Here is a 13,974-nt window from a genome sequence, read left to right as displayed (position 1 = left end):
CGTTCCGCGACATTCCCCGCCGACAACCTCACCGTTTCGACGCCCCGCGTATCTGCGATGCCGGATTGTGGCGAGGGGCGGTGTTGAACATCGGTAGGTGGCATAGCATCTATCGTCGAACCTTACGAACCGTCCATGTCCCGGGGAGCCGCGCGCGGCTCGCCCTGCCGGGAGGTTTCTTGTGTCACGACCCCAATTCAGCCTGATCGGACCAGCGGCCATCGTGCTCGCAGCCATCGGCCTCTCCGCCTGCCAGCCGGAGGCGCAGACGGCCGAGGCGCCGCCGCCGCCCGAAGTCACCGTCGCCAAGCCCGTCGCGCGCCAGATCGTCGAGGATGACGAATTTGTCGGCCGCTTCGGCGCGGTGGACGAGGTGGAGGTGCGCTCGCGCGTCGCCGGCTATCTCGCCGAAGTCCATTTCACCGACGGTCAGATGGTCAAGGAGGGCGACCTCCTCTTCACCATCGACCAGCGCCCCTTCACCGCCGAGAAAGACCGGGCCGATGCCGAGGCGCGCGTCACGGCCGCCGCGCTCGACTATGCCAAGCAGCAGTTCGACCGCGGCGCCGATCTCGTCAATCGCGGCACCATCGCCCAATCCCTCTATGATGAGCGCGTGCAGGACCACCTCGCCGCGCAGGCGGGCGCGGAGGCGGCGAAGGCGGCCGTCCGTGTCGCGAGCCTCAACCTCGAATTCACCGAGATCCGCGCCCCGATCGCCGGGCGCATCGACCGCCGCCTCGTCTCGGTCGGCAACCTCATCCGCCCGGACGAGACGCTTCTGACGCGCATCGTCTCGCTCGACCCGATCGACATCTATTTCGACATCGACGAGCGCACCCTCCTCAACTACGCCCGTGACGCGCGCGTGCGCGGCACCGAGCTGCAGGAGGGCGGCGGGCTCGAGGTGAAGGTCCGCCTCGCCGACGAGGAAGACGGCCCGTTCACCGGCACGCTGAACTTCGCGGAGAACCGCGTCGACAACGCGTCCGGCACGATCCGCCTGCGCGCCCGCGTCAAGAACCCCGACTTCATCATGCAGCCGGGCATGTTCGGCCGTGTCAACGTCCCGGCCTCGCTCCCGCATGACGGGATCATGCTGCCGGACGCCGCCGTCGCCTCCGACCAGGACCAGCGCATCGTCTATGTGGTCGCCGAGGACGGCACGGTCTCCACCAAGCCCGTGCGGCCCGGCCCCACCATCGACGGCTACCGCGTCATCCGCTCCGGCCTCGACGGCACCGAGACGGTGGTGATCGACGGGCTGATGCGCGTGCGCCCCGGCGTGAAGGTCACGCCCAATCTGGTCGAGCTGCCGCCGACCAACGAGAAGACGAAGGGCTGAGCCATGTCTCTCTCCCATTTCTTCATCGACCGTCCGATCTTCGCGACGGTCCTCTCCATCGTGCTCGTCATCCTCGGCGGGCTCGCCTATACGCAGCTTCCCGTCGCCCAATATCCGGACATCGCGCCGCCGACGATCGTGGTGCGCGCCTCCTATCCGGGCGCGGACGCCGACACCGTCGCACGCACCGTCGCGACGCCGCTCGAGGAAGAGGTGAACGGCGTCGAGGACATGCTCTACATGTCCTCCTACTCGACGGCCGACGGGTCGATGGCGCTCACCATCACCTTCCGCCTCGGCACCGATCTCGACCAGGCGCAGGTGCTCGTCCAGAACCGCGTCGCAATCGCCGAGCCGCGCCTTCCGGAGGAAGTGCGCCGCCTCGGCATCACGACGCTGAAATCCTCGCCCGACCTGATGATGGTCGTGCACATGATCTCGCCCGACGACACCTACGACCAGCTCTACATCTCGAACTATGCCCGCAGCCGCGTGCGCGACGTGCTCACCCGGCTCGACGGGGTCGGCGACCTCATCATCTTCGGCGAGCGGCGCTACGCGATGCGCATCTGGCTGAACCCCGAGCGTCTCGCCGCCTACGGGATGACGGCGTCCGACGTCGTCGAGGCGCTGCGCCAGCAGAATGTCCAGGTCTCGGGCGGGTCGATCGGCGCGCCGCCGGAGCCGGACAACAACGCCTTCCAGCTCGCCGTCGTCACCCAGGGCCGCTTCGACGAGGCGCGCGACTTCCGCTACGTCATCGTCAAGGCGACCGAGGACGGCCGCCTCATCCAGCTCCAGGACATCGCGCGGATCGAGCTCGGCGCGCAGGACTACGTCACCAACTCCTATCTCGACAATCAGCCGGCCGTGGCGCTCGCCATCTTCCAGCGTCCCGGCACCAACGCGCTCGCCGCCGCCGAGGAGATCCAGGAGCGGATGCACGCGCTCGCGGCCGACTTCCCGCCGGGCCTCGAATACCGGATCGTCTACAACCCGACCGAATATATCGAGGAGTCCGTCACCGAGGTCTACAAGACCATCCTGGAGGCGATGGCGCTCGTCATCCTCGTCGTCATCGTGTTCCTGCAATCCTGGCGCACCGCGATCATCCCGATCATCGCGATCCCGGTCTCGCTCATCGGCACGTTCGCGATCATGCTGGCGTTCGGCTACTCGCTGAACCTCCTGACGCTCTTCGGACTGGTGCTCGCGATCGGCATCGTCGTCGACGACGCGATCGTCGTGGTCGAGAATGTCGAGCGCAATATAGAGGAGGGGCTCGACCCGCTCGCGGCCTCCCACCGCACCATGAACGAGGTCGGCTCGGCCGTCCTCGCGATCACGCTGGTGCTGATCGCGGTCTTCGTGCCGACCGCCTTTATCCCCGGCATCTCCGGCCAGTTCTACCAGCAGTTCGCCGTCACCATCGCGGCGGCGACCGCGATCTCCGGCATCAACTCGCTGACGCTCTCGCCGGCGCTCGCGGCCCTTTTCCTGAAGGCGCGGGGAGAGCATCGCGAGCCGAAGGGGATCGGCCGCGTCGGCGCCGCGCTCGCGGGCGGCTTCAATCGCGGCTTCGACGCGCTCGCGCGGGGCTATGCGGCGGTGGTGCGCTTCCTCGTCTCGCGCACGTTCACGCTCGCGGCGATGGTGCTCGCCTTCGCCGCGCTCCTCGGCGCGACCTACTGGCTGCTCACGACGACGCCGCAAGGCTTCATCCCCGAGCAGGACCAGGGCTACGCGATCGTCGTCCTCAAGCTGCCCGACGGCGCGTCGCTGTCGCGCACCGACGAGGTCACGCGCAAGGCGTCCGAGATCATCATGGCGACGCCGGGGGTGAAGAACGCGGTCGCCTTCGCCGGCTTCTCCGGCGCGACCTTCACCAACCAGTCCGACTCCGCCGCGATCTTCGCCGCCTTCGATCCGTTCGAGGAGCGCCTGAAGGCCGGGCACTCCGTGCCCGAGATCATCGGCGCGCTCTATGGCCGCCTCCAGTCGATCCAGGAGGCGTTCATCATCGCGGTGCCGCCGCCCTCGGTCCGCGGCGTCGGCCAGCAGGGCGGCTTCAAGATCCAGCTCCAGGATCGCGACCGCGCCGATGTCGGCCGCGTCCTCGCCACCGCCTATCAGGCGATGGGCGCGGCCGCGCAGACACCGGGCCTTGCCGGCGTCTTCACGACCTTCTCCGCATCGAGCCCGCAGATCTTCCTCGACATCGAGCGGGACAAGGCGCGGATGCTGAACGTGCCCCTGCCGAACATCTTCGACGCGCTCAGCGCCAATTTCGGCACCGCCTATGTGAACGACTTCAATGCGTTCGGCCGCATCTTCCAGGTGCGCGCCCAGGCGGACGCCGACTTCCGCTCCAGCGTCGACGATCTCCTGCGCCTCAAGGTGCGCTCTGCGACGGGCGCGCTGGTGCCACTCGGGACCGTGATGTCGGTGCGGGAGACGGCGGGGCCGGCCCTCGTCCAGCGCTACAACATGTACGTCTCGGTCCCGCTCCAGGGGAACGCGGCGCCCGGCACCTCCACCGGCGAGGCGCTCGACGCGATGGAGCGCGTGGTGGAACAGGTCGCCCCGCCGGGGGTCGACTATGAGTGGACCGAGCTCGCCTTCCAGGAGCGGGCGGCGGGGAACACGGCGGTCTTCATCTTCGGCCTGTCGGTGCTCTTCGCCTTCCTCGCGATGGCCGCCCTCTATGAGAGCTGGGTGCTCCCGATCGCGATCATCCTGATCGTGCCTCTGTCGATCCTCGCCGCCCTCATCGGGGTGAACATCAGGGGGCTCGACAACAACATCCTGACGCAGGTGGGGCTCGTCGTTCTCGTCGGCCTCGCGGCGAAGAACGCGATCCTGATCGTGGAGTTCGCACGCCAGGGCGAGGAGGAGGGCAAGTCGCTGGTCGAGGCGACGGTCGAGGCCTCGCGCATGCGGCTGCGGCCGATCCTGATGACGGCATTCGCCTTCATCCTCGGCGTCGTGCCGCTGGTGCTGGCGGAGGGGCCGGGGGCGGAAATGCGCATCTCGCTCGGCACCGCCGTGTTCTCCGGGATGCTGGGGGTGACGATCTTCGGCCTCTTCTTCACCCCGGTCTTCTACGTGGGGCTCCGCCGCCTGTCGGGCCGCCGCCGCGCGGCGCCCGCGCCCGAGCCGGTTCCCGCCGAGTTCGGCCCCGCGCAATAGCGGCCCCGCGGCACGCACGAGACGAAGAACCGCCGCGATGATTTCGCGGCGGTTTTTCTTTGCCCACGCCAATATTGGCATCCGTCTTGCTTCAAAATCGGCAGTGCGGCGCGTCTAGGGTTCCGGTTCCTTCGTGGGACGTCTGGTCCGAGAGACGCATTCCTCGGGACGCATCCGAGGGAACACGGCGGGCCAAAATCCCGGGAGAACACCGCACGCCGACCGCGCTTTGGCGGCCGTCTCCCGGTCTTCTTCGCGCGCAATCGGCTTTCTGGGGCGATGCAACGAAGGAGATCGAGATGAGGATCATCACTGCGACTGCCGTGGCACTCCTGGCCTTCGCGGCCACCGTTCCGGCGGCCACCGCACAGGAACGCACAGACTTCAAGGTCTGCTGGTCGATCTATGTCGGCTGGATGCCTTGGGGATACATGCAGGATGCCGGCATCCTCAAGAAGTGGGCGGACAAGTACGGTCTCACCATCGAGGCGGTGCAGATCAACGACTATGTCGAGTCCATCAACCAGTACACCGCGGGCGAGTTCGACGGCTGCTCCATGACCAACATGGACGCGCTCTCCATCCCGGCCGGCGGCGGCGTCGACACGACCGCCCTGATCGTCGGCGACTATTCCAACGGCAATGACGGCATCGTCCTGAAAGAGGGCGCCTCGGTGGAGGACCTCAAGGGCAAGCCCATCAACCTCGTCGAGCTCTCGGTCTCGCACTACCTGCTGGCGCGTGCGCTCGAAGGGGCGGGCCTGTCGGAGCGCGACCTCACCGTCGTCAACACGTCCGACGCCGACATCGTCGCCGCCTTCGCGACGCCCGACGTCGAGGCCGTCGTCACCTGGAACCCGCTCCTGTCCGAAGTCGTCGCGGCCGGCGGCACGCAGATCTTCGATTCCTCCGAGATTCCGGGCGAGATCATCGACCTCATGGTCGTCAACACCGAGACGCTCGCGGCCAATCCCGACTTCGGCAAGGCCCTCGTCGGCGCCTGGTACGAGACGCTCGCCCTCGTGAAGGACGGCAACGAGGAGGCGCTCCAGGCGATGGCCTCGGCCTCCGGCACCGACATCGCCGGCTACAACGCCCAGCTCGAGACGACGGAGATGTTCTACGACCCCGCCACGGCCGTCGAATTCACCAAGTCGGCGGAGCTGCCGAAGACGATGACCTTCGTCGCGAACTTCCTCTTCGACCACGGCATCCTCGGCACCGGCGCGCCGAGCGCCGATTTCGTCGGCGTCGCCTATCCGGACGGCAGCACCACCGGCGATCCGCAGAACGTCAAGTTCCGCTTCGACACCACCACCATGGACATGGCCGCCAACGGCGGACTCTGACGCCCGTGCGGCTCATCAACCGTCGGCCCGGGCGCGTCGCCCGGATCATCCTCGGCGCGCTTCCGTTCGTGGCGGCCCTCGTCGCCTACACGATCGGCAGCGCGATCCGCCGCGCGGACAATCCCGCCGACAAGCTGCTGCCCTCGCTCGACGCGATGGCGGCCGCGATGAGCCGCATGGCCTTCGTCGCCGATCAACGCACCGGCGACTATCTGCTCTGGACCGACACGGCGGCGAGCCTTGAGCGCCTCGTCTACGGCATGGCGATCGCCGCCGCGCTCGCCGTCCTCGTCGGCGCGCTGATCGGCATCCTGCCCTATGCGCGCGCGACGCTCGCCCCGTTCGTCGCGGCGATCTCGCTCGTGCCGCCGATCACGGTCCTGCCGATCCTCTTCATCGTGCTCGGCCTCGGGGAGGCGGCCAAGATCGGCCTCATCGTCATCGGAACGGCGCCGCTCATGATCCGCACGCTCGCCCAGTCCGCGCTCGACATCCCGCGCGAGGAGATCGTGAAGGCCGAGACGCTCGGCGCCTCGTCCTGGCAGATCGCGCTCAGGGTGATCCTGCCGCAGCTCTGGCCGCACGTGATCCGCGCGCTTCGCCTCGGCCTCGTACCGGCCTGGATCTTCCTCGTCTCGGCCGAGGCGATCGCCTCCACCGAGGGGCTCGGCTATCGCATCTTCCTCGTCCGCCGCTATCTCGCGATGGACCTCATCATCCCGTACGTCATCTGGATCACGCTCATCGCCTACGCGATCGACCGGGCGCTCGGCGCACTCTCGCGCGCGCTCTTTCCCTGGGCGCACCTCTCGGGCGACAGCCTGTGAGCTACATCGAGGTCCGCGGCATCGCCATCAAATATGGCGGCAACCCGATCCTGGAGCGGGTGGATCTCGACGTGGCGGAGGGGGCGCTCGTCACGATCGTCGGCGCGTCGGGCTGCGGGAAGTCCACGTTCCTGCGCATCCTCCTCGGCCAGGAGCAGCCGACGCGCGGCACGATCCGCATCGACGGCGCCGTCCCGGCGGCGCAGCCGGACGCCGATCGCGGCGTCGTCTTCCAGCGCTACAGCGTGTTCCCGCATCTGACGGTCGTGCAGAACCTGATGCTGCCCCACGCCTTCGAGGCCGCGCCGCTCACGGCGCGTCTCTTCGGCGCGAAGCGGCGCGCGGCGCGGGCGGCGGCGGGGGCGATGATGGACCGGCTCGGCCTCTCGCACGCCGCCGACCGCTATCCGGCCCAGCTCTCGGGCGGGATGCAGCAGCGCCTCGCGCTCGGCCAGGCGCTTCTGCGGCGGCCCAAGATCCTTCTCCTCGACGAACCCTTCGGGGCCCTCGATCCCGGCATCCGGCGCGACATGCAGAGCCTCCTCGTGGAGCTCTGGCGCGAGACCGGAATGACTGTCTTCATGGTCACGCACGACCTGTCGGAGGCGTTCACGCTCGGAACGCGCATCCTCGTCTTCGACAAGATCCGCCACGACCCGCAGGCGCCCCATGCCTATGGGGCGACCATCACCTACGATATTCCGCTGAAGGGGCCGCCGCCCGCCGATCCCCAGGAGGTCCAGCCATGAGACACCAACCGACCCGCGCCCACCGCCGCGCCGGCACGCGCACCCGTCCGCCCGCCGCCCACCGCCACCACCCCGACTTCAACGCCAAGGAGACGAAGGGGTGGAAGGCGCTCGAGGCGGAGGACGCCCTGCCGGGCGCGGCCTGGGCGAAAGAGCAGCAATGGGCGCTCGAGATGGGCCTGCCCGGCGCCGACTCGCTCACCGACAAGATGATCCCGACCTTCGCGCGGGGCGAGCTCCCGCACTTTGCCGGGATCAACACCTTCCTGAAGGCGCCCTACGTGGAGAACGTGCGCGACGTCGCGAAATATGACGCCGCCGTCCTCGGCATCCCGTTCGATTCCGGCACCACCTACCGGCCCGGCACCCGCTTCGGGCCGCAGGGGATCCGCCGCATCTCCGCCCTCTACACGACCTACAATTACGAGCTCGGGGTGGACCTGCGCGAACAGATGACGCTGTGCGACGCGGGCGACGTCTTCACCATCCCCGGCAATCTGGAGAAGTCGTTCGACCAGATCTCGCGCGGTGTCGCGCACGTCTTCTCCTCCGGCGCGCTGCCGATCATGCTCGGCGGCGATCACTCGATCGGCTTTCCCTGCGTGCGCGGCATCGCCGAATGCACCTCGAAGCGGATCGGCATCATCCACTTCGACCGCCACATCGACATCCAGGAGAAGGATCTCGACGAGAGGATGCACACGACGCCCTGGTATTGGGCGACGAACCTGCCGAACGTGCCGGCGGTGAACCTCGTCCAGCTCGGCATCGGCGGCTGGCAGGTGCCGCGCCCCGGCGCGAAGGAGGCCTTCAAGCGCCAGACCAACGTCCTCACCATCGAAGATATCGAGCATTATGGGCTGGAGAAGACGGCCGAGATCGCGCTGGAACTCGCGTGGAAGGACGCCGACACGGTCTACATCTCGTTCGACGTCGATTCCATCGATTGCGGCTTCGTCCCCGGCACGGGCTGGCCGGAGCCGGGCGGCTTCCTGCCGCGCGAGGCGCTGAAGATCCTCGGCCTGGTGTGCGCGCCGGGCATCTGCGGGCTCGAGGTCGTGGAGGTCTCGCCGCCCTACGACACGTCCGACATCACCGCGCTCTTCGGGGTGCGCGTCGCGGTCGAGGCGCTGGGCTCGATGTGCGCGCATGGCACGCTCGGCAAGCACAAGGCGATCATCGACAAGCCGGTGGCCTACTGATGCACGACGATCATTCCCATCATCACCACCACCATCATGACGGCGGCCATCACCACCATCACCCGCACGCCCACCCCGGCCACAACCGGGGCACGGCCCAGTGGCAGACGCCGCATCTCGGAGAGGGCGAGCACGCGCCGGAAGCGCCGGAGCACGAGGCCGATCTCGACCTCGTGGAGAAGGCGTTCGTCGAGGGCTTCACCAGCGCCAGCGATCCGACGAGCTTCCTGCGCCTCGCCGCGATCCCCTTCATCGCCCGCCTCGGCGACGGGACGGAGCTGAAGCTCTTGCGCGTGACTGTCGACAATGCGGCCGATATCGGCGCGCTGACGCCTCATCTCGGCGGCCAGACCTTCCGCTACGACCCGCTCCCGGCCGCGCTCGCCTCGCGCCGCGCGACGCTGCGCTTCGTCTATTTCGACGGCAACGGCACGCGGTCCCTGCGCTTCGAGGAGGTGAGGGCGCTCTCCGCCTGATCGGGACCCGCGCGCCGGATGGCCGGCGCGCGGGCTCGCCTCAGGCCGCGTCCGAGCGCTTGTCGCGCACGGGCAGCGTCCAGTTCGGACGGATGAAGTGGCACGTGTAGCCGTGCGGGTAGCGCTCCAGATAGTCCTGGTGCTCGGGCTCGGCCTGCCAGAACGGGCCGGCGGGGGCGATCTCGGTCACCACCTTGCCCGGCCACAGGCCCGACGCGTCGACATCGGCGATGGTGTCCTCGGCGACGGCCTTCTGCTCGGGGCTCGTATAGTAGATCGCCGAGCGGTAGCTGAGGCCGACATCGTTGCCCTGCCGGTTCTTCGTCGTCGGATCGTGGATCTGGAAGAAGAACTCCAGCATCCGGCGATAGCTCGTCTTCTCCGGGTCGAAGATGATCTCGATCGCCTCGGCGTGGGTGCCGTGATTGCGATAGGTGGCGTTCGGCACGTCGCCGCCAGTGTAGCCGACGCGCGTCGCGATGACGCCCGGTTGGCGCCGGATCAGATCCTGCATGCCCCAGAAGCAGCCGCCGGCGAGAATCGCGGTCTCTCTCGTCATCTCACATCCTCCACCTGGTCCAGATAGTCGCCATAGCCTTCCGCCTCCATCGCCTCGCGCGGGACGAAGCGGAGCGCGGCCGAGTTGATGCAGTAGCGAAGGCCCCCGCGATCGCGCGGTCCGTCCTCGAACACGTGGCCGAGATGGCTGTCGCCGTGCTTTGAGCGGACCTCGGTGCGGATCATCCCGTAAGTGGTGTCGGTCAGCTCCGCCACGTTGGCCTTTTCGATCGGCTTCGTGAAGCTCGGCCAGCCGCAACCCGACTCGTACTTGTCGGCGGAGGCGAAGAGCGGTTCGCCCGAGACGATGTCCACATAGATGCCCGGCGCCTTGTTGCCGAGAAGCGCACCGGTGCCGGGCCGCTCGGTGCCGCTCTCCTGCGTCACGCGATACTGTTCGGGCGTGAGGGCGGCGACGGCTTCGGGTGTCTTGCGATATGGCCTCATGTCGGTCCTCTCGATGCTTGGCTTGGCACCAATATAGGTATCCGGCAACGCGATCGCCCGTCACGTCGGCGTTTGGTGGGCGTGAGGGAACGCGCTGGACGGCGGAGCGATGCGGCCGCACGCGATTGCCGCAAAGCTACCTTGACAGGCATTGGCGTCGCCCACAGAGTTGAAAAAAGATCAGTCATTCATTGCGTTTGGATCAAGCCATCATCCGGGGTATTGCGCATGAATCGCGGTTTGGACCGATGCCCCTATTTCCATCGAACCTCCGTGATCATGGCCGATGGCGAGGTGGTGACCTGCGCGAATTTCTACGCTGAGAACGCGGGCCACCTGCAAGACGCCCCCTTGTCCAGTATTTGGAACGGCAAGCGCCTCAGGCACCTGCGCGCCGACTTCGGCACCGAGCGCGAGTGGACGCAGTGCCGGACCTGCTGGTTCCGCGAGATCGGCTATCACCAGCAGCGCCAGGAATGGCACGCCCGCCAGGATCCGAACGTCGACACCCCCGCCGGCTACACGGACGAAGCGTGGAGCTTCACCCGCTTTCTCGACGAGCCAGAGCGCGGCTGATGGACGGGTTCGCCGTGGACGGGTTCGACGGGCGCGACCTCCCGCTCGGCCGCCTGAGGGTCGCGCCCAATGTCGGCTTCGTCGACATCAACGTGACGATCGATCCGACCGAGCCCGGCTACGACTACAGCAAGCTCTACTTCACCACGTCCCCGGACGAGCCGTTCGACGAAGCGCGCGTCATCTGCTTCCGCGTCGTCCATACGGGCCGGAAGGAGCGCCATCGGCTCGTCCTGCCGGAGGCGGCCCGCGCGTCGGGCTTCATCCGCCTCCGCCTCGACGGCTTGCCCTACACGCGCGGTCGCGCGCGGGGCCGGTTCGTCGGGTTCGTGTCGGAGGAGGACGGCTCGGAGGCGAGCCTTCGCGCGCGGCGTCTCGACCTCAAGCAGCGCACGCGCGCGGCGGTGGAGGAGAGCGAGAATTCGCGCCGCTCGGACCTGCCGCATATGCCGGAATCGATCAGCCTGGAGCTGACGGCGGGCTGCAACCTCACCTGCGCCCACTGCAGCAGCCACGGTACGCCCGAGGCGCACGGCATGAACAATCGCCGCAGCGCCTTCTCGGCCGAGATGCTCGATGGGCTCGCGGCGGACGCCTTCGCGCCGCTCAGCCTCGTCAATCTCGTCGGCCGGGGGGAGCCGATGATGGTGGCGCTCCCGCTCTGGCAGAAGCTGATCGGGCACCTTCAGGCGAACGACGTGCTTCTCACCTGCGTCACCAACGGGACGTTCCTGAAGAAGCGGATCGAGCCGGAGATGCTGCCGATCATCGACACGCTGACCTGCTCGATCGACGGCACGACGCCCGAAATCTTCGCCGAGAACAGGGGCGGGGCCTCGCTGGCGCTCTGGCTCGAGAACATCGCCTATTTCAACGCGCTGCGCCGGGCGGCGAACCTTGCCCGGCCGCCCCGTCTCGGCCTCTCCTGGACGCTGAAGAAGAACAACATCCACCAGTTCCCCGACTTCATCCGCCTCGCGATCGAGCTTGAGGCGAACCTCCTCTATATCCGCCACCTCTTCGTCTTCCACGAGAAGGACCGGGCGCAGTCCCTGGTGAACGAGCCGGTGCTCACCAACCAATATCTGCGCGAGGGGTACGCCCTCCTCAAAGGCCACGCGATCAAGCTCGACGCCGTGCCCCTGTCCGACGAGGCCCCGGCGCGGCAGGCCGCGTCGTGAGGGGGCCGATCGTCTTCCTCCACATCCCGAAGACGGCGGGGCAGACCGTCTTTCACCAGCTCGCCTCACGGGTCGGGATCGAGAACACCTCGCCCATTCGCGACATCGTCCAGGCGGGGCAGGGCGAGACGCACCTGCCGCAGGGCTATCGCTTCTATGGCGGCCACATCGACTGGACCGACATCGACACCCTCGCCGACCCATTCGTCTTCACCATCCTGCGCGATCCGCGCGAGCGCATCGGCTCGCTCTACGCCTATCTCCTGCGCGAGGCGCGGAGCCGGACGCCGGAGGAGATCGTCCTGCCGCGCTATACCGGCCAGCGCGTCATGCTGGAGCGCACGGTCGACGACTATTTCTTCGGCGGCGACCGGCGCTGGCAGCGCTTCATTCAGAACAATTACGACAACTACGCCTGCAACTATCTGGCGACGCGCAAGGTGCGCGGGTTCGCCGAGATGGCGGGCCTCGCAACGCCCGCGCGCGTGGAGGCCGCGATGCGCAACGCTGCGCGCCTCTCCGCCATTTACGATGTCGGCGATCTCGGCCCGCTCGAAGCCGACATGGCGGCGCGGCTCGGCGCGCCGGTGCGCCTCGTCGGCAACCACAACAATGTCGGCGAAAAGGCGGTGAACGGCTCGCGCTGGGATGCGCTCATCGCCCGGTTCGAGAGTGATGGGGCCGCGCGGCGCCTCGAAGCCTTTGTCGAGGCGGACCTCGCGCTGCGCGCCCGGCTTGGCATGCGCGACACCGTGCCGGAGCCTGGCCCGGCGCTTCAGCCGCCGAGATAGACGAGCCACCCGACCGCCAGCGCCATGCTGAGGAGGGAGGCCGGCACGCCCGCCTTCGCGAACTCGGAGAAGCCGATCGTGATGCCGTGGGCGCGCGCCTGCTCCACGACGATGATCCCGGCGAGGCTGCCGAAGATCACCGCGTTGGAGGAGAAGCCCGTGCCGAGCGCGATCGCGGCGCCGAGCGCCTCCGGCTCGCCCGCCCCGCCGATGAAGGGGGCGACCAGCATGACCGCCGGGTTGTTGCCGACGACATTGCTGAGGACGGCCATCACCAGGAGCATCGAGAACGGGTCGTGGAGGTCGAGCCCGATGCCGCGCAGACCCGAGAGGATGTCCTGCGGGATCCCCGTCGCGGCGAGCGCGGCGTTCACGATGAAGAGGCCCATCAGGAGGAGGAGCAGGTTGCCGTCGACGTGGCGCAGCATGTCGTTGGAGGCGACGCGGCGGTTGACGAGGAGAAGGCTCGCCCCGCCGAGGGCGACGAGCATGTGCGGCCAGTCCGTCAGCACGAAGGCGCCGATGACGGCGACCGTGACGATCGTCGCCTTCAGCGTCCCGAAGCGGTTGAAGGGGATCGGCGCGGGCACGGCGGCGGCCGCCTCGCCGGGCGCGGGCGGCTGCGGCGGTCTCCCGATCTCCCACCGACCGCGATAGGTGGCGGCGATCACGAGCCATACGATCGGCAGGCCGAGAAGGGCCGGAATCGCCGCGACCTGCATGAAGCCCGCGAAGGAGAGGTGGAGCGTCTCGGCCGCGATCATGTTCTGCGGGCTGCCGATGAGCGTCGCGGCCGAGCCGACATTCGCGGCGAAGCAGAAGCCGAGGAGGAAGGGCACGGGGTTGAGGCGGCGTGCCAGCGTGATCGAGGCGAGGATCGGCGTCATCGCCACCACCACCACGTCGTTGGTGAGGACGGCCGAGAGCGCCCCGCCGACGGCGACGAGGATCGCGAGGAGGGCGAGCGGGCCGACCTTCAGCCCGCCGACCTTGCGGGCGGTCCAGTCGTAGAAGCCCGACACCACGAACGCGGACGAGACGACCATGAGACCGAAGAGGAGGCCGATCGTGCCGTAGTCGATCGAGGACCAGGCGGCGGCCGGGCTGATCTCGCCGGCCGCGATCAGGACCATCGCACCGACCACCGCCGCGCCCGTCCGGTCGACGCCGAAGCCCGGCAGGTGGCCGACGCCCATCGCGATGTAGACGAGGACGAAGAGGGCGATCGTGAGGTCCATCGTTGTCTCGGTTGGATAGATCCGGAAACGATGGGCGCTACAGCAA

13 protein-coding genes and 1 riboswitch are annotated in these 13,974 nt (G+C 68.1%); of the genes, 10 read left to right on the top strand and 3 right to left on the bottom strand.

The window, feature by feature from the left end:
* Nucleotides 1–181: 181 nt before the first annotated feature.
* The 7 genes from DBV35_RS16255 to DBV35_RS16225 all read left to right on the top strand — a co-directional run bounded on the left by DBV35_RS16255 (nucleotide 182) and on the right by DBV35_RS16225 (nucleotide 9,137).
* On the top strand, nucleotides 182–1,345 hold the full coding sequence (locus DBV35_RS16255) for an efflux RND transporter periplasmic adaptor subunit (protein ID WP_245943967.1): 1,164 nt from the start codon (nucleotides 182–184) through the stop codon (nucleotides 1,343–1,345).
* A 3-nt stretch (nucleotides 1,346–1,348) separates the two neighbouring features.
* On the top strand, nucleotides 1,349–4,534 hold the full coding sequence (locus tag DBV35_RS16250; protein ID WP_108661355.1) for an efflux RND transporter permease subunit: 3,186 nt from the start codon (nucleotides 1,349–1,351) through the stop codon (nucleotides 4,532–4,534).
* Between the two features lie 103 nt (nucleotides 4,535–4,637).
* Nucleotides 4,638–4,743: riboswitch (guanidine-I (ykkC/yxkD leader) on the top strand.
* Nucleotides 4,744–4,833: 90 nt separating this feature from the next.
* Nucleotides 4,834–5,883, top strand: coding sequence for a putative urea ABC transporter substrate-binding protein (locus DBV35_RS16245; protein WP_108661354.1), 1,050 nt, complete (start codon nucleotides 4,834–4,836; stop codon nucleotides 5,881–5,883).
* Between the two features lie 5 nt (nucleotides 5,884–5,888).
* Entirely contained in the window at nucleotides 5,889–6,710 is an 822-nt protein-coding gene (locus tag DBV35_RS16240) for an ABC transporter permease (protein WP_108661353.1), read from the top strand.
* Nucleotides 6,707–7,459: an ATP-binding cassette domain-containing protein gene (locus tag DBV35_RS16235; protein WP_108661352.1), complete on the top strand. Its 753-nt coding sequence runs from the start codon at nucleotides 6,707–6,709 to the stop codon at nucleotides 7,457–7,459. The genes DBV35_RS16240 and DBV35_RS16235 overlap by 4 nt, the downstream gene beginning before the upstream one ends.
* Nucleotides 7,456–8,661, top strand: coding sequence for an agmatinase family protein (locus DBV35_RS16230; RefSeq protein ID WP_108661351.1), 1,206 nt, complete (start codon nucleotides 7,456–7,458; stop codon nucleotides 8,659–8,661). The genes DBV35_RS16235 and DBV35_RS16230 overlap by 4 nt, the downstream gene beginning before the upstream one ends.
* The gene (locus DBV35_RS16225; protein WP_108661350.1) at nucleotides 8,661–9,137 is read left to right on the top strand and encodes a hypothetical protein; all 477 of its coding nucleotides are present in this window, start codon (nucleotides 8,661–8,663) and stop codon (nucleotides 9,135–9,137) included. Before DBV35_RS16230 ends, DBV35_RS16225 begins: the two co-directional genes overlap by 1 nt.
* 40 nt (nucleotides 9,138–9,177) lie before the next feature.
* Here the strand turns inward: DBV35_RS16225 and msrA are convergent, their stop codons facing one another.
* Entirely contained in the window at nucleotides 9,178–9,696 is a 519-nt protein-coding gene (gene msrA / locus DBV35_RS16220) for a peptide-methionine (S)-S-oxide reductase MsrA (protein ID WP_108661349.1), read from the bottom strand.
* Entirely contained in the window at nucleotides 9,693–10,142 is a 450-nt protein-coding gene (msrB, locus tag DBV35_RS16215) for a peptide-methionine (R)-S-oxide reductase MsrB (RefSeq protein WP_108661348.1), read from the bottom strand. Before msrB ends, msrA begins: the two co-directional genes overlap by 4 nt.
* A gap of 228 nt (nucleotides 10,143–10,370) precedes the next feature.
* Between msrB and DBV35_RS16210 the strand changes: the two genes are divergently transcribed.
* The 3 genes from DBV35_RS16210 to DBV35_RS16200 are packed head-to-tail and all read left to right on the top strand — an operon-like array spanning nucleotide 10,371 to nucleotide 12,690.
* Nucleotides 10,371–10,718 carry an SPASM domain-containing protein gene (locus DBV35_RS16210; RefSeq protein WP_108661347.1) on the top strand — a complete coding sequence of 116 codons (348 nt, stop codon included), beginning with the start codon at nucleotides 10,371–10,373 and terminating at the stop codon, nucleotides 10,716–10,718.
* Nucleotides 10,718–11,899, top strand: a complete 1,182-nt coding sequence (locus DBV35_RS16205) for a radical SAM protein (protein WP_157961794.1) — start codon at nucleotides 10,718–10,720, stop codon at nucleotides 11,897–11,899. Before DBV35_RS16210 ends, DBV35_RS16205 begins: the two co-directional genes overlap by 1 nt.
* A complete protein-coding gene (locus tag DBV35_RS16200; RefSeq protein WP_157961793.1) occupies nucleotides 11,896–12,690 on the top strand; it encodes a sulfotransferase family 2 domain-containing protein in 795 nt (264 codons plus the stop codon). The genes DBV35_RS16205 and DBV35_RS16200 overlap by 4 nt, the downstream gene beginning before the upstream one ends.
* Here the strand turns inward: DBV35_RS16200 and DBV35_RS16195 are convergent.
* The gene (locus tag DBV35_RS16195; protein ID WP_108661344.1) at nucleotides 12,675–13,928 is read right to left on the bottom strand and encodes an ArsB/NhaD family transporter; all 1,254 of its coding nucleotides are present in this window, start codon (nucleotides 13,926–13,928) and stop codon (nucleotides 12,675–12,677) included. The genes DBV35_RS16200 and DBV35_RS16195 overlap by 16 nt on opposite strands.
* Between the last annotated feature and the right edge of the window lie 46 nt (nucleotides 13,929–13,974).

It is taken from the genome of Acuticoccus kandeliae (assembly GCF_003073115.1).
The sequence above is the reverse complement of the archived record's forward strand: the minus strand, read 5'-3'. Positions and strand labels throughout refer to the sequence as shown.

Coding starts and splice junctions, on each gene's coding strand:
- DBV35_RS16250 (WP_108661355.1), top strand. CDS start 1,349: ATGTCTCTCTCCCATTTCTTCATCGACCGTCCGATCTTCGCGACGGTC.
- DBV35_RS16245 (WP_108661354.1), top strand. CDS start 4,834: ATGAGGATCATCACTGCGACTGCCGTGGCACTCCTGGCCTTCGCGGCC.
- DBV35_RS16230 (WP_108661351.1), top strand. CDS start 7,456: ATGAGACACCAACCGACCCGCGCCCACCGCCGCGCCGGCACGCGCACC.
- DBV35_RS16225 (WP_108661350.1), top strand. CDS start 8,661: ATGCACGACGATCATTCCCATCATCACCACCACCATCATGACGGCGGC.
- msrA (WP_108661349.1), bottom strand. CDS start 9,696: ATGACGAGAGAGACCGCGATTCTCGCCGGCGGCTGCTTCTGGGGCATG.
- msrB (WP_108661348.1), bottom strand. CDS start 10,142: ATGAGGCCATATCGCAAGACACCCGAAGCCGTCGCCGCCCTCACGCCC.
- DBV35_RS16210 (WP_108661347.1), top strand. CDS start 10,371: ATGAATCGCGGTTTGGACCGATGCCCCTATTTCCATCGAACCTCCGTG.
- DBV35_RS16205 (WP_157961794.1), top strand. CDS start 10,718: ATGGACGGGTTCGCCGTGGACGGGTTCGACGGGCGCGACCTCCCGCTC.
- DBV35_RS16195 (WP_108661344.1), bottom strand. CDS start 13,928: ATGGACCTCACGATCGCCCTCTTCGTCCTCGTCTACATCGCGATGGGC.